The sequence below is a fragment of the Herbaspirillum sp. GW822-FHT03A08 genome (assembly GCF_058801885.1).
Genome location: NZ_JBXANR010000001.1, coordinates 113,566 through 139,441, shown reverse-complemented (window position 1 = coordinate 139,441; position 25,876 = coordinate 113,566). Strand labels below are relative to the sequence as shown.

The 25,876-nt window shown below is 57.3% G+C and carries 26 protein-coding genes; 14 read left to right on the top strand and 12 right to left on the bottom strand.

Going from position 1 to position 25,876, the window contains the following annotated elements; all coding sequences use genetic code 11:
- Window positions 1-10: 10 nt before the first annotated feature.
- The 3 genes from AC1RN6_RS00720 to AC1RN6_RS00710 form a co-directional block, all read right to left on the bottom strand.
- Window positions 11-1,180 carry a vWA domain-containing protein gene (locus tag AC1RN6_RS00720; RefSeq protein ID WP_493002307.1) on the bottom strand — a complete coding sequence of 390 codons (1,170 nt, stop codon included), beginning with the start codon at window positions 1,178-1,180 and terminating at the stop codon, window positions 11-13.
- 22 nt (window positions 1,181-1,202) lie between these two features.
- On the bottom strand, window positions 1,203-1,790 hold the full coding sequence (locus tag AC1RN6_RS00715) for a GNAT family N-acetyltransferase (RefSeq protein WP_493002305.1): 588 nt from the start codon (window positions 1,788-1,790) through the stop codon (window positions 1,203-1,205).
- Window positions 1,791-1,851: 61 nt separating this feature from the next.
- Complete coding sequence (locus AC1RN6_RS00710; protein ID WP_493002304.1) at window positions 1,852-2,706, bottom strand: AAA family ATPase; 855 nt, start codon at window positions 2,704-2,706, stop codon at window positions 1,852-1,854.
- A gap of 215 nt (window positions 2,707-2,921) precedes the next feature.
- On the opposite strand from AC1RN6_RS00710, the gene AC1RN6_RS00705 reads away from it, so the two are divergent.
- The 3 genes from AC1RN6_RS00705 (at window position 2,922) to AC1RN6_RS00695 (ending at window position 5,970) form a co-directional block, all read left to right on the top strand.
- On the top strand, window positions 2,922-5,045 hold the full coding sequence (locus AC1RN6_RS00705; RefSeq protein ID WP_493002302.1) for a site-specific recombinase: 2,124 nt from the start codon (window positions 2,922-2,924) through the stop codon (window positions 5,043-5,045).
- Window positions 5,046-5,289: 244 nt separating this feature from the next.
- Window positions 5,290-5,604 (top strand): c-type cytochrome, encoded by a 315-nt coding sequence (locus AC1RN6_RS00700; protein ID WP_050476919.1) that lies wholly within the window; start codon window positions 5,290-5,292, stop codon window positions 5,602-5,604.
- 12 nt (window positions 5,605-5,616) lie between these two features.
- Entirely contained in the window at window positions 5,617-5,970 is a 354-nt protein-coding gene (locus tag AC1RN6_RS00695; RefSeq protein ID WP_493002300.1) for a c-type cytochrome, read from the top strand.
- A 194-nt stretch (window positions 5,971-6,164) separates the two neighbouring features.
- Here the strand turns inward: AC1RN6_RS00695 and AC1RN6_RS00690 are convergent, their stop codons facing one another.
- Complete coding sequence (locus AC1RN6_RS00690; protein ID WP_493002298.1) at window positions 6,165-6,587, bottom strand: DUF1841 family protein; 423 nt, start codon at window positions 6,585-6,587, stop codon at window positions 6,165-6,167.
- Window positions 6,588-6,779: 192 nt separating this feature from the next.
- Here AC1RN6_RS00690 and AC1RN6_RS00685 point away from each other — a divergent pair, with 192 nt between their 5' ends.
- A complete protein-coding gene (locus tag AC1RN6_RS00685; protein ID WP_493002296.1) occupies window positions 6,780-8,003 on the top strand; it encodes a branched-chain amino acid ABC transporter substrate-binding protein in 1,224 nt (407 codons plus the stop codon).
- A 27-nt stretch (window positions 8,004-8,030) separates the two neighbouring features.
- On the opposite strand, the gene nth is transcribed toward AC1RN6_RS00685, so the two are convergent.
- The 5 genes from nth to fdxA form a co-directional block, all read right to left on the bottom strand.
- Window positions 8,031-8,681: an endonuclease III gene (nth, locus tag AC1RN6_RS00680; protein WP_493002294.1), complete on the bottom strand. Its 651-nt coding sequence runs from the start codon at window positions 8,679-8,681 to the stop codon at window positions 8,031-8,033.
- A gap of 20 nt (window positions 8,682-8,701) precedes the next feature.
- Window positions 8,702-9,463 carry an electron transport complex subunit RsxB gene (rsxB, locus tag AC1RN6_RS00675; protein ID WP_493003478.1) on the bottom strand — a complete coding sequence of 254 codons (762 nt, stop codon included), beginning with the start codon at window positions 9,461-9,463 and terminating at the stop codon, window positions 8,702-8,704.
- Window positions 9,464-9,601: 138 nt separating this feature from the next.
- A complete protein-coding gene (locus AC1RN6_RS00670) occupies window positions 9,602-10,837 on the bottom strand; it encodes a polyhydroxyalkanoate depolymerase (protein ID WP_493002293.1) in 1,236 nt (411 codons plus the stop codon).
- Between the two features lie 343 nt (window positions 10,838-11,180).
- A complete protein-coding gene (locus AC1RN6_RS00665; protein WP_094564362.1) occupies window positions 11,181-12,263 on the bottom strand; it encodes an NAD(P)/FAD-dependent oxidoreductase in 1,083 nt (360 codons plus the stop codon).
- Window positions 12,264-12,458: 195 nt separating this feature from the next.
- Window positions 12,459-12,782: a ferredoxin FdxA gene (gene fdxA / locus AC1RN6_RS00660; RefSeq protein WP_007878247.1), complete on the bottom strand. Its 324-nt coding sequence runs from the start codon at window positions 12,780-12,782 to the stop codon at window positions 12,459-12,461.
- 310 nt (window positions 12,783-13,092) lie between these two features.
- On the opposite strand from fdxA, the gene AC1RN6_RS00655 reads away from it, so the two are divergent.
- From AC1RN6_RS00655 to AC1RN6_RS00640, 4 genes are all read left to right on the top strand, one after another.
- Window positions 13,093-14,334, top strand: a complete 1,242-nt coding sequence (locus AC1RN6_RS00655) for an ABC transporter substrate-binding protein (RefSeq protein WP_493002291.1) — start codon at window positions 13,093-13,095, stop codon at window positions 14,332-14,334.
- A gap of 160 nt (window positions 14,335-14,494) precedes the next feature.
- A complete protein-coding gene (pncB, locus tag AC1RN6_RS00650; protein WP_493002289.1) occupies window positions 14,495-15,667 on the top strand; it encodes a nicotinate phosphoribosyltransferase in 1,173 nt (390 codons plus the stop codon).
- A gap of 206 nt (window positions 15,668-15,873) precedes the next feature.
- Window positions 15,874-17,247, top strand: coding sequence for a sodium:proton antiporter (locus AC1RN6_RS00645; RefSeq protein WP_493003477.1), 1,374 nt, complete (start codon window positions 15,874-15,876; stop codon window positions 17,245-17,247).
- Between the two features lie 18 nt (window positions 17,248-17,265).
- Window positions 17,266-18,249: a 2-hydroxyacid dehydrogenase gene (locus tag AC1RN6_RS00640; RefSeq protein WP_493002288.1), complete on the top strand. Its 984-nt coding sequence runs from the start codon at window positions 17,266-17,268 to the stop codon at window positions 18,247-18,249.
- Between the two features lie 102 nt (window positions 18,250-18,351).
- Here AC1RN6_RS00640 and AC1RN6_RS00635 read toward each other — a convergent pair whose 3' ends face one another.
- Both AC1RN6_RS00635 and AC1RN6_RS00630 read right to left on the bottom strand, forming a co-directional pair.
- On the bottom strand, window positions 18,352-18,606 hold the full coding sequence (locus tag AC1RN6_RS00635; protein WP_094564357.1) for an acyl-CoA-binding protein: 255 nt from the start codon (window positions 18,604-18,606) through the stop codon (window positions 18,352-18,354).
- Between the two features lie 36 nt (window positions 18,607-18,642).
- Complete coding sequence (locus AC1RN6_RS00630) at window positions 18,643-18,999, bottom strand: FKBP-type peptidyl-prolyl cis-trans isomerase (RefSeq protein ID WP_050476931.1); 357 nt, start codon at window positions 18,997-18,999, stop codon at window positions 18,643-18,645.
- A 353-nt stretch (window positions 19,000-19,352) separates the two neighbouring features.
- On the opposite strand from AC1RN6_RS00630, the gene AC1RN6_RS00625 reads away from it, so the two are divergent.
- The 5 genes from AC1RN6_RS00625 to AC1RN6_RS00605 all read left to right on the top strand — a co-directional run bounded on the left by AC1RN6_RS00625 (window position 19,353) and on the right by AC1RN6_RS00605 (window position 23,846).
- On the top strand, window positions 19,353-20,279 hold the full coding sequence (locus AC1RN6_RS00625) for a YVTN family beta-propeller repeat protein (protein ID WP_493002286.1): 927 nt from the start codon (window positions 19,353-19,355) through the stop codon (window positions 20,277-20,279).
- Window positions 20,279-21,112 carry a polysaccharide deacetylase family protein gene (locus AC1RN6_RS00620; RefSeq protein ID WP_493002285.1) on the top strand — a complete coding sequence of 278 codons (834 nt, stop codon included), beginning with the start codon at window positions 20,279-20,281 and terminating at the stop codon, window positions 21,110-21,112. The genes AC1RN6_RS00625 and AC1RN6_RS00620 overlap by 1 nt, the downstream gene beginning before the upstream one ends.
- Before the next feature lie 38 nt (window positions 21,113-21,150).
- Complete coding sequence (locus tag AC1RN6_RS00615) at window positions 21,151-22,137, top strand: sterol desaturase family protein (RefSeq protein ID WP_493003476.1); 987 nt, start codon at window positions 21,151-21,153, stop codon at window positions 22,135-22,137.
- Complete coding sequence (locus AC1RN6_RS00610; RefSeq protein WP_493002284.1) at window positions 22,137-22,964, top strand: EI24 domain-containing protein; 828 nt, start codon at window positions 22,137-22,139, stop codon at window positions 22,962-22,964. Before AC1RN6_RS00615 ends, AC1RN6_RS00610 begins: the two co-directional genes overlap by 1 nt.
- Before the next feature lie 72 nt (window positions 22,965-23,036).
- Window positions 23,037-23,846 carry a competence/damage-inducible protein A gene (locus tag AC1RN6_RS00605; protein WP_493002282.1) on the top strand — a complete coding sequence of 270 codons (810 nt, stop codon included), beginning with the start codon at window positions 23,037-23,039 and terminating at the stop codon, window positions 23,844-23,846.
- Between the two features lie 318 nt (window positions 23,847-24,164).
- Here the strand turns inward: AC1RN6_RS00605 and phaP are convergent, their stop codons facing one another.
- Window positions 24,165-24,731 (bottom strand): TIGR01841 family phasin, encoded by a 567-nt coding sequence (gene phaP, locus AC1RN6_RS00600; protein ID WP_493002281.1) that lies wholly within the window; start codon window positions 24,729-24,731, stop codon window positions 24,165-24,167.
- Between the two features lie 224 nt (window positions 24,732-24,955).
- Here phaP and AC1RN6_RS00595 point away from each other — a divergent pair, with 224 nt between their 5' ends.
- On the top strand, window positions 24,956-25,858 hold the full coding sequence (locus AC1RN6_RS00595) for a histone deacetylase family protein (protein ID WP_493002280.1): 903 nt from the start codon (window positions 24,956-24,958) through the stop codon (window positions 25,856-25,858).
- Window positions 25,859-25,876: the final 18 nt, after the last annotated feature.

The following is a 25,876-nucleotide window of genomic DNA, read 5'->3' as shown; positions in this document are numbered from 1 at the left end:
TGCTGTTTTGCTATTTGCTCAGCAATCGCATTGCCCGTTCCAGCCCCTCGATAGTCAGCGGAAACATGCGCTGACTCATCAACTGCTGGATGATGGCGATCGATTGCCGGTATTGCCACAGGCCTTCCGGCTCAGGATTGAGCCAGGCGAAATTGCTGAAGGTGCTGGTGAAGCGTTGCAGCCAGACGGCGCCGGCTTCGGCGTTGTTGTACTCGACCGAGCCGCCGGGCTGGACGATTTCGTAAGGACTCATGGTGGCGTCGCCGACGAAGATCAGCTTGGTATCGGGTGAATATTTGTGCAGCAGATCCCAGGTCGGGAAGCGCTCCGCATGGCGGCGGCGATTGTTCTTCCACACGTAGTCATAGACGCAGTTGTGGAAGTAGAAGAACTCCATATTCTTGAATTCGGTCTTGGCGGCAGAGAATAATTCTTCGGTACGGGCGATGTGGTCGTCCATGGAGCCGCCGACGTCGAACAGCATCATCACCTTGATGTTGTTGCGGCGCTCCGGCTGCATCTTGATGTCGAGATAACCGGCGTTGTTGGCGGTGGCGCGGATGGTGTCGTCGAGCGCCAGTTCTTCCTCGGCGCCGTCGCGCGCGAACTTGCGCAGGCGGCGCAGCGCCACCTTGATGTTGCGCGTCCCGAGTTCGCGCTCGCTGTCGTAATCCTTGTAGGTCCGTTCGTCCCACACCTTCACCGCGCTGCGGTTCTTGCTCTCGCCGCCGATGCGTATGCCTTCCGGGTTGTAGCCGCTGTTGCCGAAGGGGGAGGTGCCGCCGGTGCCGATCCACTTGTTGCCGCCTTCGTGACGCTCGTGCTGTTCCTTGAGCAGTTCTTTGAGCCGGTCCATCAGCTTGTCATAGCCGAACTTCTCCAGCGCCGCTTTTTGCTCCGGTGTGAGTTCGCGCTGCATGCGTTTCATCAGCCAGTCGAGCGGGATCTCGGGATTCTTTTCGAAGATGGTTTCTATGCCCTTGAAGTAACTCCCAAAGGCTTTGTCGAACTTGTCGTAATTGGCTTCGTCCTTGACTAGCGTAATGCGCGAGAGGTAGTAGAAATCGTCGATCGACGGCGAGATGACGTTCTTTTGCATGGCCTCAAGCAGGATCAGGAACTCCTTGATGGAGACCGGAATCCGTGCGTCTTTGAGCGTGAAAAAGAAGTCGATCAGCATAAGAAAAATAATTGAATCTGAATCAGTGTCCGAGCTTGAATTGCAGGTGGCGTTTGACCGCCGGCCACTCGGATTCGATGATGGAATACACCACCGTATCGCGCAGCGAACCGTCCGGCATGCGCTGATGATTGCGCAGGATGCCGTCCTGTTTCGCTCCGAGCCGCAGAATGGCCGCACGCGATTGCTGGTTCAGCCAGTGCGTGCGGAATTCGACGGCGATGCAGTGCAGCGTTTCGAAGGCGTGGGTCATCAGCATCAGCTTGCATTCAGTATTGATACCGGTGCGCTGGGCGCTGGCGGCGGTCCAGGTTGATCCGATCTCGACGCGGCGATGTACCGGGTCGGCGTTCATGTAAGTCGTCATGCCGCACAATCCGCCGGTATCGTGGCGCCGTGTGACGAAGGGCAGCATCGAGCCTTGTTCCTGCAGCTTGAGGCGGCGTTCGATTTCGGCGCGCATGTTTTCCGGCTTGGGGATCGAGGTGTACCAGAGCTTCCACAGCTTGCCGTCTGATACCGCAGCAATCAGTGCATCGTGATGATCGAGCGACAGCGGCTCCAGCGTGGCGTACTGGCCTTTGAGCGTGATCGGGTGCAGGAATTGCATGGCGGACTCCCTGGGTTGGCGACGACGATGTAAGACGATTTACGGCAAATTGGCGATCAGCTTATCGGTTATTGCGCGACATGAACACCAGGCGCTCGAACAGGTGTACATCCTGTTCGTTCTTCAGCAGCGCGCCATGCAATGGCGGAATCGCAGCTTTGCCGTCCTTGCTGTGCAAGGTTTCCGCCGGGATGTCTTCGGCCAGCAGCAGCTTGAGCCAGTCGATCAGTTCCGACGTCGATGGCTTTTTCTTCAGGCCGGGAATGTCGCGCACTTCGTAAAAAGTTTGCAGCGCCTGCGCCAGCAGATCGCGCTTGAGGTTGGGGAAGTGCACGTCGACGATCTGCTGCATCGTGTCCTTGTCGGGGAACTTGATGTAGTGGAAGAAGCAGCGGCGCAGGAAGGCGTCCGGCAATTCCTTCTCGTTGTTCGAGGTGATGATGACCAGCGGCCGATGTCTGGCTTGCACCATCTCGCGCGTTTCGTAGACGTAAAATTCCATGCGGTCGAGCTCACGCAGCAAGTCGTTGGGAAACTCGATGTCGGCCTTGTCGATTTCGTCGATCAGCAGGACTTGCGGCTCGTCGGCGGTGAAGGCTTGCCACAGCACGCCCTTGACGATGTAGTTGTGGATGTCCTTGACGCGCTCGTCGCCGAGCTGGGAATCGCGCAAGCGCGATACGGCGTCGTACTCGTACAGACCTTGCTGCGCCTTGGTGGTCGATTTGATATGCCACTGCAGCAGCGGACGGTTGAGCGCGGCAGCTACTTCTTCGGCCAGCATGGTCTTGCCGGTGCCGGGCTCGCCTTTGATCAGCAGCGGGCGTTGCAGGGTCAGCGCGGCGTTCACGGCCAGCTTGAGGTCATCGGTGGCAACGTAGCTGGAGGAACCTTCGAATCGAGTTTCTTGTCGCATGGCGGGGATGTCATCAGGACGAAAATAAATTCGAGTATAAGGTAGAACGCATCTCGCGATTATTGATGGGATGCATTCGACAAGATTCAAGGCTATTTTTTCTGTTATTTGATTGAATTCACGCCTTTCATCCCCAGATAGCATAGTTACGAGGTTCCGGCTGGCCTGCTGGGGCAGCCGGGATCCTTTTCCCTCATAAATACACAGAGTGAGGCATGAAGTTCCTTTTTCTTAAAATGCGCGTGATCTGGCGGCGCTTTCGCCACGGTCTGCAAGCGCGTTACGAACACCACGTTGACTATGCGCCGCAACTGGAAGTGTTGATGCGGCGCGCTGACGTCGACTCCGTCTGGCACGACCGCGCCAACTGGATGATCGATGTGGCCGAATGGCTGCGCCATCAGCCGAAAGTTTCTCTGCTCGATGCGGAAGGGCGCCGCCGTGTCCGGCACCAGCGCGTACACGCCATGCTCGACTGGCTGGATGAACATCGCGATGTGCGGCGCCAGGTGCAGAATTGCCTGCAAAAGACGCTGCGCGAAGCCAGCGGACCGGAACTGTTTTCAGTCACCGGCCTGCCGCATGAGTCGGCGTTTTTCAGCGAACTGACTGAGCGCGCGTTCAAGATGGTGCTGCCGCGCCATCTGTCGCCCAGCGAGTTACCGACTTTGTTTGCGGCCATGTTTCCCGATCCGGAGGATGCGGAATGGCTACTGGAACTCGATCAGGACCAGCAGGAGCGCTTGTGGAAGCTGGCCGCCGATGACGGGATTTCTCACGCCTATTGGCAGCAGATTGAGGAAGCGCTGACCTATCTGACCACCGTAGTCGTCGCCGACGGCATCAGCCCGGCGTTTCGCCAGCGGCTGGAACCGAAGATGCCGCTGCAGGCAACGCCGTTCATGGCCTTGCGGCGCGAAATGGAAGCCTATCTGCGCGCCAGTCCGAACGACGAAGGTGCATTGCGCAGCGCACGCATGCTGATCGCGGTGTGTCAGGCGCAGACCGACCGCATCTATGCGCATCTGGACGAATACGGCGTGTCGGTGAGCCTGGTGTACCGGATCGAGCGCATGCGTGCGCAGCTTACGCGTATGGGACGCCTGATCGACGTGCGCTCGGCGACATGGCGCGAGCCGGGGGCGGGTGGCAGCACCGGACGCGTGCAACTGCTGCTGGCTGACCTGATTTCCGCTCATCACAGCCGCTCATCGGTGCGCAGCCTGGTGCGCCGCAGTTTTGCGCTGCTGGCGCGCAAAATGGTCGAACGCAGCGCCGATCATGGAGAACATTACATTGCGCGCGACCGCTCGGGTTACCGCGCCATGCTTAAAGCGGCTTGCCTGGGCGGCGTCGTCACTGCCTTCACCGTGCTGATGAAAATCGCGCTGGGCAAGCTGGGACTGGCGCACTTCTTTGAGGGAGCGTTTGCTTCGGTCAACTACGCGGTCAGTTTTCTCGTCATTGCCGCCATCGGCGGCGTACTGGCGACCAAGCAGCCGGCGGTGACAGCTCCGGCGCTGGCGGCCAAGATGGGCGAGCTGGATACGGTCGACGGTCTGCGCGCCTTGCTGACGGAGACGGCGATGCTGCTGCGCTCGCAGGCGGCGGCGATTTTCGGCAATCTGATAGCGGTCATTCCGACCATGTTGCTGATTACAGCCGGATTCATGCTGGCGTCCGGCACGACATTGATGAGTCCGGCAAAGGCGGCTGGCGCCATGCATGACCTGTCGCTGATCGGGCCGACGCCCCTGTATGCAGCGCTCACCGGTATTTTGCTGTGGCTGTCCAGCCTGGTGGCGGGATTTGCCGACAACTGGTTTGCTCTGCGCCGTCTGCGTGAGGCACTGGCGCATCAGCGGCGTCTGGTGCACGCGCTGGGACCGACCCGCGCGGCGCGCTGGGCGGCATGGCTGGAGCGTCATGTGGCGACGATTGCCGGCAACGTTTCCCTCGGCATATTGCTGGGGATGACGCCCGTGGTGGCGCAGTTTTTCGGTTTGCCGCTGGACGTACGTCACGTCACGCTGGCCACCGGCACGCTGGTGGCGGCGTCTGCAAGCCTGGGCTGGAGCGTGCTGACGACGCCGCAGTTCTGGCTGGCGGTCAGCGGCATCGTGCTGATCGGCGTGCTGAATGTCGGTGTGGCGTTTGCCAGCGCCATGGCCCTGGCGTTGCGCGCGCGTGATATTCCGGCGCGGATACGACGCGTAGTTTTTCGTGCTGTGCTGCGACGATTTACGGCTTCTCCCTTGAGTTTTTTCTTTCCTGAAAAAGCCGCGAGCGCCGCTGCCAAGCCCGTTCCCGCCGAATCGGAAACGGAAGAAGAACGCTGAAGCAGTGCAATATGAGAACAGTAGGCGGAAGGATGTTGTAATTTGGAGCGCCCCGACAGTTTGACTCGGGGCGCTGTTGGGGTAAAATCAACCGGTTTTTTGGCATCGCAGGGGACGGGCGAGAATGCTTAAGCCGAAATGGTTGAGCCAATAATGTATAGCCAAACCTGTGGGACCAGCTTCGAACAGTGTCGTATTTCGACTTAGTTTGTGCCTTAGTTTGATTTTATTTACCCCTGCCAATATGAAAAAACTATTCGTACTGCTCGCTTTCGCGGGTGTTGCCAGCGCGGCCTCGGCCGTCGATCTTGCAGGTAACACCGGTAAGGTCAATGTGTCGATGTGCATCGGTTGCCACGGCATTCCAGGTTACAAAGCGACTTTCCCCGAGGTCTATCAGGTCCCCATGCTGGGCGGCCAATCCGCAAAATATATCGAGAACGCACTGAAAGCCTATCAAAAAGGCGAGCGTAAGCATCCGTCCATGCAGGGTATCGCCGGTAGCTTGTCCGATAAGGATATCGCCGAGCTGGCTGCTTACTACTCACAGCAAAAATAAGGGAAGCACGAGATGAAAAAGATCATGACTTCGGCGGTTTTCGCCGCTTCTTTCGTTGTTTCGCTGAGCGCGGTGGCGGCCGGCAATGCTGAATCCGGCAAGCTGCTGACCGAGAAATACAATTGCGCTTCCTGCCACGGCAAGGATTTCAACTCGCCGATCGATCCGTCCTATCCGAAGCTGGCCGGCCAGCATCAGGATTACCTGCAGCACGCGCTGGTGGCCTATCGCCGGGGCAACGACGGCATGAATGGCCGCACCAACGCCATCATGTCGGGCCAGGCCAAAGCGCTCACCGACAAGGATATTCAGGATATCGCAGCGTATCTGCATAGCCTGCCGGGTTCGCTGGTGCTGGAAAAGTAAAAGGCAAAAGTTAAAAGCTAAAAGCTAAAAGTTAAAAGCTAAAAGCTAAAAGCTAAAAGCTAAAAGCTAAAAGCTGGCGAAGTCGATAACAACGACGCGAGCTGAAATAAAAAAAGCCACGGCATGCCGTGGCTTTTTTTATGGGAGCGTCATTTGCGTGTCATCTGCCGGGAGCAGTCTCGCAGACTGCTGGCTTAGCGGCGCCGGATGCTTTCGATGTAGGCGGCGCTGTCGGGCGGCAAGCCGCTGCGCTGGGAGTTCCAGATGACTTCGCCCAGGCATTCCATGATTTCGTGCTGCGCCTCATGCTCCGAACCCTTGCGTTGCGCCAGTGCCTGAAATGCTTTGCGGATGCCAGGCGGCTGGTCGATGGAAATCTGCTCGCTGATCGACAGGTGCATCGACAGGTGCAGGAAAGGGTTGGTCTGGCCTTGCTCGACCGAATAGTCGGCTTCCAGCGCGCGTTCGACATCGAGGAGGTCGTCGTCGTATTCGGGGTGCTGGATGATCCAGTCGCGGGCGATGGCTTCGAGCGGGGTCAGGATCTGATTTTCGCGATGTTTGCGGAAGGCTTCGCAAAAGAAGCGGCGCACATCGTGCTGGGACGGGTTGAACATTGCGGCTGCTGGGACGACGTAAAGGCATCATTGTACGTCTTATCGCCGAAGTCTTCCCGCCGCCGCCGGACCTGGACTTTCTCCATTCGTCACACCCTACTGCGCCAAAATATTCCGGCTTGAGTTGTCGTACGGTAATATGGGTGCAGATGGCGAGGACACATCGCCACATTTCGGAAAGGGACGCCGATCATGAAGCTCCGGTTTTGCACGTGGCAACAGCCTTTGCCGCTTGCCTTGTTGATGTGCGCACTTTGCCTTGTGATGAGTCCGGGCGCAGTTGCTTCACTCAAAACAGACAAAGCGGAAAATGCCGAGAAAGCAGAGAAGGCCGGCAAGGAAGCCCAGACGGTCCTGATCGGCTATGCCGGGCCGCTGAGCGGCATGTCGTCCGGCGTCGGCAAGAGCATGGCCAATGCGGCGCAACTGGCCGTAGACGAAGCCAACAAGCGCGGCTTGCAGATTCAGGGTAAACCGGTCCAGCTGCAATTGCTGCTGCAGGACGACCGCACCAATCCCCGCACCGCCGAATTCATCGCCCGCTATCTCGCCAAAACCGGCGTGGTCGGCGTGATCGGCCATTGGAACAGCGCAGCCAGCCTGGCAGCAGCGCCTATCTACAATGCAGCCGGTGTCATCCAGATCTCGCCCGCCACCATGAGTACGCTCTACACGCAGCAGGGCAATCGCGCCACTTTTCGCACCATCGGCAACAACGGCAGCGCGGGCAGCTATACCGCCGACTATGCGATAAAAATCCTGCAAACCAGGCGTGTCCTGGTAGTCGATGACGGCACGCCGTTCGGGCGCGGCTTCGTCGAGCAATTCAGCCGTACCGCCAAGGAGCTGGGAGCACAAATCGTGGGTGCGCATACGGTGAGCGACAAGACTTCGGACTTCAATGCGGTACTGGCGGATGTGGTCAGCGTGCGTCCCGATGCGGTACTGTTCGGTGGTCTGGACATGCAGGCGTCAACCCTGGCGCGCGCCCTCAAGCGGCGCAAGCTGCAGACGCGCTTCATCGGCGCCAGCGGCACCGTCGGCCTGCCGTTTCTGAAGGCCGCCGGCGCCGACGGCAATGGCAGCATCGTGCTGGAGCCGGGACTGCCGACGGAAAAAATGCCGGGCTGGAAAAATTTTGAAAAGAACTACATGCAAAAATTCGACAGCAATATCGACTTGTACGCGCCGTTTGCCTACGACGCCGCGCAGGTCCTGATTGCCGCCATGCGGCAGGCGAATTCAGTCGACCCGAAGAAAGTGGCGGAAGCCTTGCACGACATCCGTTTTGCCGGCATGACCGGCACCATTTCCTTTAATCGGGAAGGCGATCTTATCAACCCTACCTTTACCATCTACGAAGTGCAGGATCAGAGCTGGGTGGTGCGCAAGATCATTTCCGGCAGCGTGAATTAGGCTGCTGTCGGAGGAAGCGGATAGCGCTCAGACGCCTTTTTGCGGCAGCGGTGTTTTTTGTTTGAACTCACACAGGTCGGCAATGATGCAGTTCCAGCACTGCGGCTTGCGCGCGATGCAGGTGTAGCGGCCGTGCAGGATCAGCCAGTGATGGGCGTCCTGCAAAAACTCCGGCGCGACGAATTTCATCAGCTTGCGTTCGACTTCATCCACGTCTTTACCCGGCGCAAGGCCGGTGCGGTTGGAGACGCGGAAAATATGCGTGTCGACGGCAATGGTGGGATGGCCGAAGGCCGTATTCAATACCACGTTGGCGGTCTTGCGGCCGACGCCGGGCAGGGCTTCCAGCTCTTCGCGCGTCTGCGGCACTTCCCCGCCGTGCTGTTCCAGCAGGATGCGGCAGGTTTCGATGACATTCTTCGCCTTGGTACGGAACAGGCCGATGGTCAAAATATACGGAATCAGTTCATCCACGCCGAGCTTGTAAATTTTGGCGGGTGTATTGGCGACCGGATACAGCTTGCGCGTGGCCTTGTTGACCGAGACGTCGGTGGCTTGGGCCGACAGCAGCACGGCGATCAGTAGCTCGAACGGCGTGGTGTATTCCAGCTCGGTGGTCGGAGTCGGGTTGGCTTGACGCAGACGGGTGAATATTTCGCGGCGCTTTTCGCTGTTCATGGTTGGCTGGACCTGGCTATTTAATGTGGCTTGGCTGTCGGATTGCCGTCGGTTGCTGCGGCTTGTTCTTTCTTCAGGCGCGCACGTTCGATGGCGGCCTGGATAATAGCTTTCTTGCGATCTTGCTCGGCTTTTGCTGTCGGCGACAGCGCGTTTTCCGATTCAACTTCTTTTAGTTTTGCAGCAGCTTTGGCGGCGAGGCGGGCATCGTTTTCTTCCTTCTCGCGGCGCAGGCGGAAGCTGCGGAAATCGTGCTGAGCGCGTGCCGTGTCTGCTTGCGCTTGCGACCAGGCATCCCAGCCGGTTTTGCCGGGCGTTACTTCGATCATGGCGATGCAATCGACCGGGCAGGGCGCAACGCACAGGTCGCAGCCGGTGCATGCGTCCGCCAGCACGGTATGCAATTGCTTGGCCGCGCCGACGATGGCGTCGACCGGACAAGCCTGGATGCACAGCGTGCAGCCGATGCAGACGGCTTCATCGATGATGGCGCGGGTACGGCTACGTTCGATGCCGTTGGCGGGGTTGAGCGGCAACAGTGGACGTTCCAGCAGTTGCGCCAGGCGCGCGATGCCTTCGGCGCCACCAGGCGGGCATTGATTGTAGGAAGCGCTGCCTTCAGCGATGGCCTCTGCGTACGGACGGCAGGCAGGATAGCCGCACTTGCTGCATTGGGTTTGCGGCAGCAGATTTTCGATCTGATCGGCGAGTGTAAGGACAGCGGGAGAAGACACGGTGAATGAGCAGCAGTGAGCGGTAGTAAGAGGTAAACCAGTGAGCAGCGCCGCAGACGACGCAAAGGATCTGGAGCCGTATTATCCGGGAAACCGGGCTGGTGTGGGAAATCGCTGGGCAATAAAAAAAAGCCCTTGCCGGTTGCCGGCAAAGGCTTTTTCAGCTTTTCAGTGCAGCGCCCGGTCTCAGGAATTCGCCTGGATGAATTCGCCGATCTTCGGACAGATGACTTCGCGCCAGCGGCGGCCAGAGAAAATCCCGTAGTGGCCGCACTTCGGCGCCGTGAAATGTTGCTTGCGCGCCTTCGGAATCGACGAGCACAGGTCTTGCGCCGCCTGTGTCTGGCCGGAGCCGGAGATGTCGTCTAGTTCGCCTTCGATGGTGAACAGGGCGACCGACTTGATGTCTTGCGGACGCACGGTTTTGCCATCGATTTCCCAGGTACCCTTGGGCAAATCGAAGTCCTGGAACACGATTTTGATGGTTTCGAGGTAAAACTCTGCCGGCATGTCGAGCACGGCGTTGTACTCGTCGTAGAACTTGCGGTGGCTTTCTGCGGACTCGTCGTCGCCGTCGCGCAAGTGCATGTAGAAGTCCCAATGGCTCTCGGCGTGGCGGCGCGGATTCATGGCGACGAAGCCGGCGTGCTGCAGGAAGCCGGGATAAACCTTGCGGCCGAAGCCGGGGTAATTCGGCGGCACGCTGTAAATAACGGTGTTTTCGAACCAGCTGAACGGTTTTTCCGTAGCCAGGTCATTGACGGCGGTCGGTGATTTGCGCGCATCGATCGGGCCGCCCATCATGGTCATGCTCTTGGGCAGCTTGGGATCATTGGCGCTGGCCATCAGCGCAATCGCTGCCAGCACAGGCACGGTCGGCTGGCATACCGAGATCACGTGGACGTCCGGACCCAGCGTGCGGATGAAGTCCTGAATGTAATAGACATAGTCGTGCAGGTGGAAGGCGCCCTTGTCCATCGGCACCATGCGCGCATCGGTCCAGTCGGTGATGTAGACGTCATGGTTCGGCAGCAGGCCGCGCACAGTGTCGCGCAGCAGCGTCGAATGGTGGCCGGACAGCGGCGCGACCAGCAGCACAGTGGGTTGCTTCAGCGCGGCGAGTTGCTTGGTTTCCAGATCCTTGCGGAAATGGATCAGGCGACAGAACGGCTTGGTTTCGGCAACTTTTTCGATGATATCGACGGTCTCGCCGTTGATGTCGGTCGATTCGATCTGGAATTGGGGTTTTTCGTAGTCTTTGCCGAGGCGGTAGAGCAGTTCGTAACCGGCGGCGATGCGTTGTGCAAAGGGAGTATGCGCGAACGGGGAAACAGGATCAGAGAAAAGTTTTGCCGAAGTTTCCGCCCACTGCATCAGGGGATTGAGAAAGGTGCGGTTTAATTCGTGAAGTTGATAAAGCATAGCTAACCTTTACACATAATACGCATGAAGCTGGCTGATATATCCGTAACGGCATTGTGTGCCATTCGGACTACAAAACTTGCTATGTTGCAACGCAATATTTTACCACGGTTCGACCTTCGCCGTCCTTGTCCGGCCCATGATAAAAACGCGAAATGTCGACAAAGAATTTTCAGCTTGTCGATCAAATAAAGCCTTTTTATTCAACGATTTATGGCTACATTATCGGCATCAGGTTGTCTTTCCTGAAGCCATATGAGGGATATTCAGGCAAGAAAAAAGCCCCTGTCCGCAAGGAGAGGGGCTTTTTTTCATACCGGCCTGATCGCCAGTGATGCATTCATCAGTCGAAAACCGGTGTTTCCACGCCGAGGATTTTATGCAGTTTCGGCGACGTTGTCGTGTATTGCATGTGGATCTTCTTCTCGGGGAAGATGTACGGCGCCGCCCCGAAGGCTGCCAGCGCGGCTTCGTGGAAACCCGACAGGATCAGCTTCTTCTTGCCCGGGTAGGTGTTGATGTCGCCGACCGCGAAGATGCCTGGAACGTTGGTTTCGAACTTTTCGGTGTCGACCACTTTCAGTTGCTTGCGCTCGATATCCAGGCCCCATTCGGCGATCGGGCCCAGTTTTGGCGACAAACCGAAGAACACCAGCAGCATGTCCAGCGGCAGGCGGCGGGTGACACCGTCGGCGCCGGTGACCTTGATTTCGGACAGCTTGCCGTCCTTGGCTTCAAAGCCGGTGGCCTGGCCGACCAGGAATTGCATTTCGTACTGTTCGCACAGTTCTTTCATCTTGGCCACCGATGCCGGCGCTGCGCGGAATTCTTCACGACGGTGCAGCAGTACGACGGATTCTGCCTTGCCGACGAAGTTCAGCGCCCAGTCCAGCGCGGAGTCGCCGCCGCCGCAGATGACGATGTTCTTGCCTTCAAATTGGGCCGGATCTTTGACGCGGTAGAACAGCTGCGAGCCGTCAAAGGCTTCGATGCCGTCGACCTTCAGGGTGCGCGGCTGGAACGAACCAACACCGGCGGCAATGAAGATAGTCTTGGTGATGAACTTGGTGCCGGCGGAAGTTTCGAGGTCGAAACGGCCGTCTTCGCGTTTTTGCACGACGGTGACTTCCTGGCCCAGATGGAAGATCGGATCGAACGGCTCGATTTGCTTGAGCAGGTTGTCGGTCAGTTCCTGGCCGGTGCAGACAGGCACGGCAGGAATGTCGTAGATCGGCTTGTCCGGGTACAGTTCGACGCATTGACCGCCGACATTGGCGAGCGAGTCGATGACGTGCGCCTTGATTTCCAGCAGGCCCAGTTCGAATACCTGGAACAGGCCGACAGGGCCCGCGCCGACGATGACGGCATCGGTTTCGATCGGCGTTGTTTTGCCGGCGTCAGCGGCCGCAATCTTGAAGTTGTCCATAAAAAATCCAATTCCCGTTTCAGTTGAGAGGTGTTTCCAGACTCAATTGGCTACCGGCCAAGGCAGGTTTGTACGGCATGTTGCAACTGCCTGTACATTCCCGATCTTGGCTATATGGCTAGAGGTGAAGGCTGTGTCCGTTGCAGCCGGTGGACCGGATGAATATCAGATTCCGGCTGCCGGCTGGTGCATCGCTTAGCGTTGCAGGAACTCCAGTTTGTTCTTGGCGTCTTTCCATTCCTCGGCTTCCGCCAGGGGAGCCTTGGTCTTGGTGATGGAAGGCCAGTTGCGCGCCAGTTGCTCATTGAGCTTGATGAATTCTTGTTGATCGGCCGGGACGTCTTCTTCCGCATAGATCGCATTGACCGGGCATTCCGCAACGCAAACGGCGCAGTCGATGCACTCGTCCGGATCAATCGCGAGAAAATTCGGGCCTTCGCGGAAGCAATCAACCGGGCATACATCAACGCAGTCCGTATAACGGCAGCGGATGCAGGAGTCGGTCACAACGTGGGTCATAACAGTCCTATCTGTAAAATTTCTTTAAAACCGATGTCAAACTCAGCCGGATTTAATGGCAATATGGCGCGCAATGTGTCGCAATTATGTAGCGATTCATTTGCGCAGGCATTGTTGCCGCAGCTTTTGCGGATCGGGAGTGCCTTTTGAGGCAGGCTCGGCGCAAATTCACTGCTTGCGAACAATTCTTATCTAACCGGCTGGAAAGCCTTGTATTTTAAGGCAATTCAACTTTTCTCACAAATGAGGCTTATACAGATTACGTATAAGTAAATATGAAATATTCATTCGCCAAAGGACAGGTTTAAAAGTGCACGCCGGACATACAAAAACAAAAGTACGACTCGGCCGCCTGACCAGCCCGACAAGCCTGGTTGCTGTCTGCCTGTTCATGCTGACGGCGATTGCGCAAGCGCAGAACATCCGTATCGGCGAGATCAACAGCTACAGCGGCGTACCGACATCGAGCCGGTCGTACCACAACGGCGCTGAGCTGGCCGTGGCGGAGATCAATGCGGCAGGCGGCGTGCTGGGGCGCAGCGTCGAGCTGGTTTCGCGTGATGACACCGGGATTCCCGATGAGGCCGTCAAACACGCCGAGCAGTTGCTCAAGACCGACAAGGTCGACGTGCTGAGCGGTTCCATGCTGTCGAATGTGGCGCTGGCGGTTTCCAAGGTGGCCGCTTCGGAGAAGAAACTGTTCCTGGTCGGCGACGCCTTGTCGGACGCAATCACTCTGGACAAGGGCAATCGCTATACCTTCCGCCTGCGCCCATCGACTTACATGCAGGCCGCGATGCTCGCGGAAGCCGCGGCCAGACTACCGGGCCGGCGCTGGGCCATCATTGCGCCCAACTACGAATACGGCCAGAGTGCCGTTTCCAACTTCAAGTTGCTGCTGAAAGAACGCCGTCCCGATATCGAGTTCGTCGCCGAACAATGGCCAGCCATGGGCAAGCTGAAAGCGGCGGAAGCTGTGCGGGTGCTGCGCCAGGCGCGTCCCGATGCGATCTTCAATGTGACCTTCGGCACCGATTTGCAGCAGTTTGTGGAAGAGGGCAGCCGCCAGGGTTTGTTTGCTTCGAGTACGGTGTACTCCATGTCGGCCGGGGAAGCGCTGGGCGATATGCTGGGCCAGTATGAAGCGGTGCGGAACTGGGTGGTGCTGGGTTATCCATCCGATCAGATTGCAACGGCCGAACATCAGCGCTTCCGCGATGCCTACCTGAAGCGCTATGGCGAAAAACCGCACCAGGCGGCGATTTTCGGCTATAGCACGATCATGGCGATTGTCTGCGGCATGAAAAAGGCCGGTTCGACCGACTCGGACAAGCTGGTGACGGCAATGCGCGGCATGAACATGGATACCCCGGTGGGGCCGATATTGTTCCGTATACAGGATCAGCAATCCAGCATGGGCGCTTTTGTCGGTACCCTCGGATACAAGGATGGCCGTAGCCCCTCCAGCGACTGGCGCTATCTGGACGGCGCGCGCTACATGCCTGACGAGACCTACGTCAAAGGCCGCCGCCCGGCTTCAGCGATGCGATAACGCGGGTCGTCGCTTACATGGCCGGGATGTACAAGCCCGTATTCCGGTCCTGCCTGAAAATAAACCATGTACGCAGGCGGGGCACCTTCTGTTCTATCCAAGGTAAGATAGTGCCCCTTGTATCCTCTATCGCACACGTGGTGGTGCGTCGCCAGGTCCCATGATTATTTCTTCTTTGCTCGATACCGATCTGTACAAATTCACCATGATGCAGGTCGTGCTGCATCATTTTCCCGGTGCCCAGGTCGAATACCGATTCAAATGCCGCAACGATGATGTCGACCTGACGCCCTACATCGATGAGATCAAGGCGGAAATCGCCGCGCTGTGCCGCTTGCGGTTCCAGGAGTCGGAGCTGGCTTATCTGCGCAGTTTCCGTTTCATCAAAAGCGACTTCGTCGACTTCCTCGATCTTTTCCACCTCAACGAAAAATACATCAGCGTCACGCCATCGCCACTCAACAACGGCGAAATCGATATCCAGGTCAAAGGTCCGTGGCTACACACGATTCTGTTTGAAGTGCCGGTGCTGGCGATCGTCAATGAAGTATATTTCCGCGCGACCCAGCGCGCGCCTGACTATGAAACCGGTCGCACGCGCCTGCGCGACAAGATCGCACTGCTGACCGACAATCCTTTGCTGGAAGGCTGCAAGATTGCCGACTACGGCACCCGCCGCCGCTTTTCTCGTAGCTGGCATGCGGAAGTGATCTTGGCGATGAAGGACAAGATGGGTAGCCATTTTGCCGGTACCTCCAACGTGCAGTTCGCCATGCAACACGACCTGACGCCGTTGGGCACCATGGCGCATGAATATCTGCAAGCCTGCCAGGCGCTCGGTCCGCGTCTGCGTGATTCCCAGATTTACGGCTTTGAAATGTGGGCGCGCGAATACCGCGGCGACCTCGGCATCGCCTTATCCGATGTGTACGGCATGGACGCTTTCCTGCGTGATTTCGATATGTATTTCTGCAAGCTGTTCGACGGCGCGCGCCACGACTCCGGCGACCCGTTCGAATGGGGCGAGCGCTTGCTGGAACACTACAATAACAATCGTGTCGACGCCAAGAGCAAGGTGCTGGTGTTCTCCGACGGACTTGATTTCGACAAAGTGGTGTCGCTGTACCTGCGCTTCAAGGATCGCGCAAAAGTCGCCTTCGGCGTCGGCACCAATCTGACCAACGACCTCGGCTATACACCGCTGCAGGTCGTCATGAAAATGGTGCGCTGTAACGGCCAGCCGGTCGCCAAATTGTCCGATACGCCGGCCAAAAACATGTGCGATGACGAGGCTTATGTGAAGTATCTGCGGCAGGTGTTCGAGATCAAGTAATCGCTTGCAGCAAGCGCAATTTTGCAAGGAAATTGCGCGACTTGAAATATTTTAAAGCAAGCCGATTCCGGTCATCCGGGCCGGTCTTGCTGGTATAGTGTGCGCTCGACTGATTCGGATTTTCTCGAACGAATTTCCCCGATTCTACAGGGCCAAAATTGCATAAAAAATTCATCACAACCTCGGCCTCTGTGGCCCTTGTCTTACTGCTCCCCAATCTGGCCTTCGCGGCCGATCTTGATGGCAGTAGCTTGTCTGTGTTGTGGGGGATTCCCTTCATCGGCTTGCTGTTGTCGATTGCTCTTGGACCGCTGTTGTTCGAGCATTTCTGGCACCATCACTATGGCAAAATCGCCATTGCCTGGGGACTGGCTTTCCTGGTGCCTTTTGCAGCCGTGTTCGGCGGATACGCCGCAGCCGCCGGTACGGTACACGCCTTGCTGGCGGAGTACATTCCTTTCATTGCCTTGCTGACGGCCCTGTTCGTCGTGGCGGGCGGCATTTGTGTGCGTGGCAACTTGCACGGCACGCCGGCGCTCAATACCGGCTTGCTTGCACTGGGTACCGTACTGGCCAGTTTCATGGGAACGACCGGTGCGTCGATGTTGCTGATTCGTCCGCTGATCCGCGCTAACGACAACCGCAAGCATGCAGTGCACATCGTCGTATTCTTCATCTTCCTCGTGGCCAATGCAGGCGGTTCGTTAACGCCGCTGGGCGATCCGCCGCTGTTCCTGGGTTTCCTGAAAGGCGTAGACTTCTTCTGGACCATGCAACACATCTTCCCGGAGACGCTGTTTGTCTGCATCTCCTTGCTGGTGATCTTTTATCTGCTGGATCGCCACTACTATCAGAACAAGGAAGAAGTGTCGCCGCCGGCGCTGGATCCGACACCGGATTCGCGCATCCGCTTTGAAGGCAAGATCAATTTTGTGTTGCTGCTGGTCGTCATTGGCCTGGTGCTGATGAGTGGTTTCTGGAAGTCAGGAGTCGAGTTTTCGATCATGGGCACGCCCGTCGAATTGCAAAGCTTATTGCGCGATGTCGCATTGGTGGCCGTGATCTTGGTTTCGCTGTGGGTCACGCCGAAATCTGCGCGAGAGGGCAATGATTTTGCCTGGGGGCCGATCGCCGAAGTAGCCAAATTGTTTGCCGGGATTTTCATCACCATCACGCCCGTCATTGCGATGCTCAAGGCCGGCGAGGCGGGCGCCTTTGGCGCGGTGGTGCGCGCCGTGACGGGGGCTGACGGCCAGCCGATCAATGCGATGTATTTCTGGATTACCGGCTTGCTGTCGTCCTTCCTCGACAATGCGCCGACGTATCTGGTCTTTTTCAATACGGCTTCGGGCGACGCCAAGACCCTCATGACGACGCTTTCGTCGACATTGGCGGCAATCTCGGCGGGCGCTGTTTTCATGGGCGCCAACAGCTACATCGGCAATGCGCCCAACATGATGGTCAAAGCCATTGCGGAAGAGCGCGGCATCAAGATGCCATCGTTCTTCGGCTATATGGCGTGGTCGCTGGCGATCCTTGTGCCGCTGTTCATTGTGATGACCTTCATCTTCTTTGTTTAACGATAAAAAGAGACAAGCATGAAACCTAAGATTTTCGTAGCCCGCGCAGTATTTCCTGAGGTGCTGGAGCGCCTGGCGCAACATTTCGACGTCGAATCGAATCAGGAAGACCGCATCTTCACCGCCGCTGAGTTAATGGAAAAAGTGCGCGGCAAGGACGGCCTGTTTTCAACGCCCAGCGAGCCGGTAACGGCGGCCTTGTTTGCCGCCAATCCGGAGTTGAAAGCGGTCTGCAATATGGCCGTCGGCTACAACAATATTGACGTGGCGGCCGCGACACAGGCCGGCGTCCAGGCTACCAATACGCCCGACGTGCTGAATGAAACCACCGCCGATTTCGGCTGGGCGCTGTTGATGGCGACCGCGCGCCGCGTGACGGAATCGGAGCACTGGCTGCGAGCCGGCCACTGGAAAAAGTGGAGCTATGACAGCTTCACCGGTCCTGACGTGCATGGTTCCACGCTCGGTATTATCGGCATGGGGCGTATCGGCCAGGCGATTGCCCGTCGCTCGATGGGCTTCGACATGAACGTGATTTACCATAATCGTTCGCAACTCTCGCCGGAACTGGAGGCGCGCGCCAACAAGGCCCGTTACGTTGGCAAGGAAGAGTTGTTGCGCACGGCGGATCACGTGATCCTGGTCCTGCCGTATTCCAAGGAATCGCATCACACCATCAAGGCAGCCGACATCGCCTTGATGAAGCCGCAGGCGACGCTGATCAATCTGGCGCGGGGCGGCATTGTCGATGATGCGGCGCTGATTGCTGCTTTGCGCGACAAGAAGATTGCGGCGGCGGGATTGGATGTGTTTGAAAACGAACCGGCTTTCAATCCGGATTTTCTCGGGTTGTCGAACGTGGTGCTGACGCCGCACATCGCCAGCGCCTCAACACCGACCCGGCTGGCGATGGCCAATTGCGCAGCCGATAATCTGATTGCTGCGCTGTCGGGGCAGACGCCGCCGAATCTGCTGAATCGCGACGTGCAGCCGAAGCGCTAATGCATGTTTCCTTTTGAGCAATAAAAAACCCGCCGAAGCGGGTTTTTTATTGTGCTGGCCTGCAAAGCCAGAAACCGGGAGGACGTTATTCAGTCCCCAATTTCAGCCCTTCAGATCAGCGATCAGGTCGATGTATTGCTGTTGCGCCTCTTCCTGAGGCAGGCCCTTGATGGCTGCCCAGGCATCCCATTTGGCGCGCGCCACGAAGTCGGTCATGCCCGGACGTTCGCCTTGCACGTCGCCGCTGCTGCCTTGCTTGTACAGACCGTACATCTTCAGCAGCGTCATGTTGTCAGGGCGTTCCGACAGATTTTTGGACTCCGCCACGGTTTGCTCAAATTGTTCCTGCAGACTCATCGTCTTCTCCTTGAATGGATATCAGGCTAAACGGACTCAGACAGCCAGCAGTTCGACTTCGAAAATCAGCGTTGCATTCGGCGGAATCACGCCGCCGGCGCCACGTGCGCCATAGCCCAGCGAGGCTGGAATGATCAGCTTGCGGATACCGCCGACCTTCATGCCCTGGACGCCTTCGTCCCAGCCCTTGATCACATGGCCTGCACCCAAAGGGAACGCAAATGGATCGTTGCGGTCTTTACTGGAGTCAAATTTGCTGCCGGCGCTGCCGTCCGGATTTTGCAACCAGCCGGTGTAGTGCACGCTGACATGGTTTCCGGCTTTGGCTTCGTCGCCTGTGCCAACCTGGATTTCTTCGTATTGCAGTCCAGAGGAGGTAGCGATAGTAGACATTTTTTTCCTTTCAAAGAGTATGTTTATGCCGTTGGTTGGCAACTGATTAGCTGTATTTTTAGCCGCGCGTTCGGGAGGTAGGACCTTTGAAAGGCCCGGTTTCCCTATGTTCTGCGCATCTGCATGCTGCGTTACTGAACGGGGTTGGTCGCAGTGTAAACCAAAACATAGTCTTCAACACCTCTCGTGTCAGCCGAATCGGCATCAGAGGCGTTATGTGCCCTGGGGCGTGCTTTTCAAAGATGTTACGCACGATAAGATCGAAAATTTTTAAGTAAAGTTTCTTCATGCTGCATAGTTTTGCCCGGCTTTTCCGGATATCCCGGCTTTTCTCCTTCGTGCTGTCGCTGTGCATGCTGCTCGCTGCTCCGGTGTACGCAAACGTCGTCGTCGTTCTCAACTCGGGCGATGCGACCGTGACCTTGCTGGATCAGGCGACTTATAAGGAAATCAACACATTTTCCGTCGGCAAGGAACCGCACCATCTGATGGCGACTCCGGACAACAAGTCCCTGATCGTCGCCAGCGCCACCGGCAACCAGCTGATTTTCCTCGATCCCAAGACCGGAGAGATCCAGCGCCAGCTGCGCGGCATCATCGATCCGTATCAAATCGGCTTCTCGCCCGATCAAAAATGGTTTGTCGCCAATGGCTTGCGTCTGGACCGCGTCGACGTCTACCGCTATGACGGCCGCGATCTGGAATTGGCCAAGCGCGTGCGGCTGGCGAAGACGCCGAGCCACATCGCGTTCGACGCCGCCAGCACCACCGCGTTCATTACCCAGCAGGGCAGTAACGAAATCAGCGCCATCGATCTGGCGACCCAGCAAGTCAAGTGGACCATGCCCGTCGGCAAATTGCCGGCAGGTATTTTCATGACGCCGGACAACAAATATCTGCTGGTCGGCATCATGGGCAAGGACTACGTGCAGGTCATCGACTGGCGCACGCAAAAGACGGTCAAGACGATCCGTACCGGCGAAGGAGCGCACAACTTCCGTGCCCATGGCGACAAGCGCTTCGTCTACGTCTCCAATCGCGTCTCCAACACGATCAACGTCATTGACCTGCAAACGTTGGAAAACGTCGGCAACATTCAGGTGCCAGGCGGTCCGGATTGCATGGAAATCACCGAAGACGGCAAGACCATGTGGGTCACGTTGCGCTGGATTAAGAAAGTGGCTGTCATCGATCTCGCCAGCAAGAAAGTCATGAAAGTCATCCCCGTCGGCCGTTCGCCGCACGGTATCTATTTCTTCAATCGGGCTCCCGACCTCTGATGCAAATCGAATCGTCTCGCTTGCGCAAGATTGCCGCTCTGGCAGCCACGGCTGCCGTCACTGCAGCAATCTGGCCGGCGCAGGCGGCGACCGACAATGCCGGCTCCTGCAAGGGAACGATTTACCTGACCTTTGACACCGGCAGCCAGTCTCAGGCGGAGTACATCGCCCAGACGCTCAACAAGCATCACATCAAGGCGACGTTCTTCCTCGCCAACGAAAAAACCATCCACGGCGACTACACGCTGGATCCGGCCTGGGCGCCTTATTGGAAGGCGCGGGTAGCCGAGGGGCATGCTTTCGGTACGCACACCTTCGATCACGTGTACGTCCAGCGCGATCTGCCGGATGGCCGTATCGAGGTCAAACCGCAATTCGGGGCGCAAGCCGGCAAGAAAGAAGTCTGGACCGCCGGACAATACTGCAGCGAGTTGCAACGAGTGGCTGATCGCTTCACCGAATTGACCGGCTCCAAACTAGATCATCTGTGGCGCGCGCCAGGCGGCAAGCTGACGCCGCAATTGCTGGCGGCGGGCCGCGCTTGCGGCTATTCTCATGTTGCCTGGGCCGAGGCCGGTTTTTCCGGCGACGAGCTGCCGAGCGACAAATGGCCGAACGCCATGTTGCTGCAAAAGGCCTTGCAAAAGCTCAAGGGCGGCGACATCGTGATGGCGCATCTGGGCATCTGGTCGCGCAAGGATCCATGGGCGCCGGCCGTGCTGGAGCCGCTGATTTCCGGACTGGAGCAAAAAGGGTATTGTTTCGCGACCTTGCGTGACCATCCCGCTTACCAGGCTGCTCTTGGCAAGCAGCAGACAGCCGTCATCAAATAGTTACGTACTGAATTACGCACGGATTGAGCATGATGCACCTGATTCAAACTTTCTCAGATTTGTTCGCCACGGCCCAGGGCTGGCTGTTCGAGACGCTCGTTCAGCCCGCGGTGTTCGCGCTTGGGCTGGGCGAATTCGTCGAAGAAGCGTTCACCGGCACCGAATGGTTTCTGGTCGGTGTGTGCGAGCTAGCGGTGTTGTTCATCATCCTGCGTCCGCTGGAATCCATGATCCCGGTGCACCCAATCCTGGACAAGCGGGCGCGCTGGAACGATTTCATTTACACCGCCTTGCATCGTCTGGGCGCTTTTTCGATCATTGTGTTCTTTCTGCTCGATCCGGCGATGTCCTATCTCAGCGAGTTTCTGCATTGGGAAGGATGGGGCACGTTCAATCTGGACGACGTCTGGCCCGGCGTGACCGACCAGGCGCTGGTCAGCTTCCTGCTTTACCTGATCGTGCTGGATTTCTGCGATTACTGGTATCACCGTGCGCAGCATGGTTTCCGCTGGTTATGGGCTTTGCATAGCCTGCATCACAGTCAGGAAAACATGAATCTCTGGAGCGACGACCGCAATCATCTGCTCGATGATCTGGTGCGGGATGTCCTGATGGGCTTGGTTGCGCTGGCGATCGGCGTGCAGCCGGGACAATATATTCTTCTGGTGTCCGCATCGCGCATGTTGCAAAGTCTGCAACATGCCAATGTGCGTATTCACTTCGGCCGTATCGGCGAGTACCTGCTGGTGTCGCCGCGTTTCCATCGTCTGCATCACGCCATCGGCATCGGTCACGAAAGCCGCGGCAAGAACTCGCTGGGCGGGCATAATTTTGCGGTGCTGTTCCCGATCTGGGATGTCATCTTCCGCACCACGCATTTCGGCAAGGCGTTTGCCATGACCGGTGTGCGCGACCAGTTGCCGCCGCCGGCCGGCAAAGGGCGCAACTACGGACGCGGCTTCTGGGCGCAACAGTGGCTCGGCTTGAAGCGTATTGTCGAATTCTCTCGCCGGACCGCCCGCTGATGCGCTTGTTCGCAACCTCATTTGGTCGGGCGCTGTTGTCGCAGCTGCACATCAGGATGCTGCTGCTGACGGTGCTGCCCTTTGCGTTGTCCATCCTGATCTGGGGCATCGCCTTATGGTGGGGATTGCAGCCGATGATCGACTGGCTGCAAGACTACTTTGTCGGCCACAACGGTTTCGGCGTGGCCGGCTCGATACTCAACTGGTTCAACATGGGCGCACTGAAAACGGTGATCGTTCCCTTGATCGCCATGTGGGCCTTGCTGCCGCTGATGATCCTGACCGCGCTGGTGTTTGTCGGGTTGTGGGCAGTGCCTGCCATTGCGCGTCACGTCGGCAGCCGTCACTATCCACATCTTGAACAACGTCACGGCGGCTCGTGGTGGGGCAGCATCTGGACTTCACTGTGGTGTTTCGCCGTATTTGTTTTTGCGTGGATCATCACGCTGCCGATCGCCATTTTTCCGCCGCTGGCCTTCGTGATTCATCCGCTGCTGTGGGGCTGGCTGACTTATCGCGTGATGGCCTACGACACGCTGGCCGACTATGCGACGCCTGCCGAGCGGCGAGCGATCCTGCATGAGCATCGCTGGCCTTTGCTGCTCGTTGGCGCGATTGCCGGAACCATGGGCGCGGCGCCAACTTTGCTATGGCTGGGGGGCGCGCTATCGGTGATCTTTTTCCCTATTCTGGCCGCCGGTGCGATCTGGCTGTATGTGCTGGTGTTCGTCTTCACTGGCTTATGGTTTCAATACTATTGCCTGGAAGCGCTCAGCAAACTGCGCGCCGGCAATCCGACTCCGGAAGTGCTTGAAATACCAAACTAGCATTCGGCCTGCCTGATTTTTCGGATCAGGGCATAATTCCGGGTTACCACCTGCAGGAGTGAACGGATACATATGGCTATCGGACTCATCATCATCGGCGACGAAATCCTGTCCGGAAAACGCGTCGACAAGCATTTCCCCAAAGTACTTGAACTGCTCACCGCACGCGGCCTGCAACTGGCCTGGGTGGAATATGTCGGCGACGACACCGAGCGGATCACCGCGACATTGAAGAGAACCTTCGCCAGCGAAGACATTGTCTTTTGCACCGGCGGTATCGGCGCCACTCCCGACGACCATACCCGCCAATGCGCTGCGGCGGCATTGGGCGTCTCGCTCGCATTGCATCCGGACGCCAAGGTAAAAATCCAGGAACGCATCGCCGACACCGCACGCGAAGCTGGCATCACTCCGAACTACGACGCGCCGGAAAATCTGCACCGCCTGAAGATGGGCGAGTTTCCCGTGGGCTCTTCGATTATTCCGAATCCCTATAACAAGATTCCCGGCTTCTTCGTACCCAATGTCAGCGGCGAGGGCGCGCATTACTTTGCGCCCGGCTTCCCGGTGATGGCCTGGCCGATGTTCGAATGGGTACTCGATACGCGTTATGAACATCTGTTCCACCGTCTGGCCTGGGCGGAGAAGTCCGTGCTGGTCTACGAAATGCCGGAATCGACGATCACGCCGCTGATGGAGGCCATCGAGGCCGAATATCCGTTGGTGAAGGTATTCAGTCTGCCGCATGTCGGCGATGCGCAGACACGCCGCCACATCGATCTGGGCGTCAAGGGCGAGCCGTCACAGGTGGAGGATGCCTTCCGCAAGATGGAAGACGGACTGCGTAAACTGAACGCCGATTATCAGCCGAACAGCAAATAAAACGATAGCGCCATGCAGGCCGGGCAGGAGAGTGGGCTGAACGGGCAAAAAACGGGCAAAAAAATGCCCCGGCTCACCGAGGCATCAGAAACGGTATCTTAGGAGGAAAATCAGATACCGAGGAGACAAAGATTGCTCTGAGGCGCTACGGGTGAAACGGGGTATTCGCCTCTTTGCTGAATTCGTGTCTTGCACAAGCGTCGTTGCGTGAAACTCAGGGAATCTTGCAGCGTTACAACTGTGTCAACGTGATGAAGCAACCGGGCAGAACAGTCATCATATCCAATTCCGTCTGCCCAGGTGGGCTTCTTGCTGAAATTATTTTTTCGCGCCGCGGCCTGTTGCTTTTACGGTCGCTTGCGACAGCTGGTCAACCGCTGTCGTCACGTTGGCTTCCATCGCTTCGGCAGCTTGCTTGGCGCTTTTAGTGAGCTGCTCATATCCCGCATTGAGATTGCCAATCGTTGTCTTGACGAAAGAGATCGCGCCTTCGGTGCCGGCGGGCGCATTCTTCGCGGCTTCGTCAATCATCGAAATCACCTTGCGGTTGACTTCGGCAAGCTGGGATTCTGCTGTCTTGGTCAGTTCCGCCTGGGTGCTGGAGAAGATGCCTGCGACATGGCGGCCGTAAGCGATACCTTTTTCTACGCTAGGCTGGGCTTGTGCGCTCGACAGCGAGAAGAATTCCTGTGCATCTTTGGCAGTCAGCAATTTCTGGACTGCATCGTGCGTTTCTTCCAGGGAAGATTTCGTTGCTTTCAAATTCAGATCCACCAGCTTTTCGACGCCCTCGAAAGTCTTGTTTGCGAACTGGCTGAACAGTGCGACTTGAGCTTCGAAGTTCGCTTTGGTAGCGGCGGAAAATTGGTCGGTGAGAGTCGTCATATTCGTGGTCCTTTGGTCTGATTAAAAAAAGAGAATGAAGGGTTCAGGGAACATGCACGCGTATTGTTGGAAACTGAATTTGTGCGGTGCACAATCAGGATTTTAGGTGAAAATACTTACAAGTCAATATTTTTTGTCGCCGATTTTTAAAAAGATTGTGAGCTGTTTTTTTAAGCCAACGCACATACTTCCGCGTCGGTTTTTTTAAGGGAAAGAAGACTGTTTTGAAAGCGTTTTACAGCGACCATTTTGTACTGCCGCTACCCGCAGGCCATCGCTTCCCGATGGTGAAATACCGCATGATTCGCGAGGGCGCGGCCGATGCGGTTCCTGATCTGGAGTTCCACGAAGCGGTCGCCGCCAGCGACGGCATGCTCGCTCTGGCTCATCATCCGAAGTATGTTGAACTGGTGTCCAATGGCCAGTTGTCCGATCACGCGCAAAAGGAAATCGGTTTTCCCTGGTCTCCCGAAATGGTCGAACGTTCGCGGCGGTCGGCAGGCGCCACCATCGCTGCATGTCGCAGTGCAATAGAACAAGGCGTCGCCGTCAATCTGGCTGGCGGCACGCACCACGCTTATGCCGACCATGGCGCAGGTTTTTGTGTATTCAACGACGCCGCAGTGGCGTCTCGCCTGATGCAGGCGGAGCGTCGCGTGTCCCGGGTGGCGATCATCGACCTCGATGTGCATCAGGGCAATGGCACGGCGTCGATTCTGGCCAACGACGATTCTGTTTTCACTTTGTCACTGCATGGCGAGCGCAACTATCCGTTTGAGAAAGAGCAAAGCGATCTCGACGTCGCCTTGCCGGATGGCGTGACCGATGTGGAATACCTATCTGCATTGCAAGACGCATTGGGGCAATTGATGTTGAGATTCGATCCGCAATTGATCATTTATCTTGCCGGCGCCGATCCGCATGAAGGAGATCGGCTCGGCCGTATGAAACTCAGTCTGGCAGGCCTCGCCGAGCGCGACAGACTGGTGTTCGAACTAGGCCGTCAGCAAAGAATTCCGATCGCGGTTACGATGGCGGGCGGTTACGGAAAAAATATCGAAGACACCGTCGCCGTTCACATACAAACAATTACGCTTGCCAGTCGATACGCTGCCGACTGGCGTTGATCGCGCTGCGCCGGACTC

Bases quoted from the DNA above. Each gene is read 5' to 3' on its own strand.
- AC1RN6_RS00685 (WP_493002296.1), top strand. From the start codon at position 6,780: ATGAAGCTCCGGTTTTGCACGTGGCAACAGCCTTTGCCGCTTGCCTTG.
- AC1RN6_RS00630 (WP_050476931.1), bottom strand. From the start codon at position 18,999: ATGTCTACTATCGCTACCTCCTCTGGACTGCAATACGAAGAAATCCAG.
- AC1RN6_RS00605 (WP_493002282.1), top strand. From the start codon at position 23,037: ATGGCTATCGGACTCATCATCATCGGCGACGAAATCCTGTCCGGAAAA.
- AC1RN6_RS00690 (WP_493002298.1), bottom strand. From the start codon at position 6,587: ATGTTCAACCCGTCCCAGCACGATGTGCGCCGCTTCTTTTGCGAAGCC.
- AC1RN6_RS00665 (WP_094564362.1), bottom strand. From the start codon at position 12,263: ATGGACAACTTCAAGATTGCGGCCGCTGACGCCGGCAAAACAACGCCG.
- AC1RN6_RS00625 (WP_493002286.1), top strand. From the start codon at position 19,353: ATGCTGCTCGCTGCTCCGGTGTACGCAAACGTCGTCGTCGTTCTCAAC.
- pncB (WP_493002289.1), top strand. From the start codon at position 14,495: ATGATTATTTCTTCTTTGCTCGATACCGATCTGTACAAATTCACCATG.
- nth (WP_493002294.1), bottom strand. From the start codon at position 8,681: ATGAACAGCGAAAAGCGCCGCGAAATATTCACCCGTCTGCGTCAAGCC.
- fdxA (WP_007878247.1), bottom strand. From the start codon at position 12,782: ATGACCCACGTTGTGACCGACTCCTGCATCCGCTGCCGTTATACGGAC.
- AC1RN6_RS00705 (WP_493002302.1), top strand. From the start codon at position 2,922: ATGAAGTTCCTTTTTCTTAAAATGCGCGTGATCTGGCGGCGCTTTCGC.
- AC1RN6_RS00720 (WP_493002307.1), bottom strand. From the start codon at position 1,180: ATGCTGATCGACTTCTTTTTCACGCTCAAAGACGCACGGATTCCGGTC.
- AC1RN6_RS00610 (WP_493002284.1), top strand. From the start codon at position 22,137: ATGCGCTTGTTCGCAACCTCATTTGGTCGGGCGCTGTTGTCGCAGCTG.
- AC1RN6_RS00700 (WP_050476919.1), top strand. From the start codon at position 5,290: ATGAAAAAACTATTCGTACTGCTCGCTTTCGCGGGTGTTGCCAGCGCG.
- phaP (WP_493002281.1), bottom strand. From the start codon at position 24,731: ATGACGACTCTCACCGACCAATTTTCCGCCGCTACCAAAGCGAACTTC.
- AC1RN6_RS00640 (WP_493002288.1), top strand. From the start codon at position 17,266: ATGAAACCTAAGATTTTCGTAGCCCGCGCAGTATTTCCTGAGGTGCTG.
- AC1RN6_RS00670 (WP_493002293.1), bottom strand. From the start codon at position 10,837: ATGCTTTATCAACTTCACGAATTAAACCGCACCTTTCTCAATCCCCTG.
- AC1RN6_RS00710 (WP_493002304.1), bottom strand. From the start codon at position 2,706: ATGCGACAAGAAACTCGATTCGAAGGTTCCTCCAGCTACGTTGCCACC.
- AC1RN6_RS00620 (WP_493002285.1), top strand. From the start codon at position 20,279: ATGCAAATCGAATCGTCTCGCTTGCGCAAGATTGCCGCTCTGGCAGCC.
- AC1RN6_RS00715 (WP_493002305.1), bottom strand. From the start codon at position 1,790: ATGCAATTCCTGCACCCGATCACGCTCAAAGGCCAGTACGCCACGCTG.
- AC1RN6_RS00695 (WP_493002300.1), top strand. From the start codon at position 5,617: ATGAAAAAGATCATGACTTCGGCGGTTTTCGCCGCTTCTTTCGTTGTT.
- AC1RN6_RS00635 (WP_094564357.1), bottom strand. From the start codon at position 18,606: ATGAGTCTGCAGGAACAATTTGAGCAAACCGTGGCGGAGTCCAAAAAT.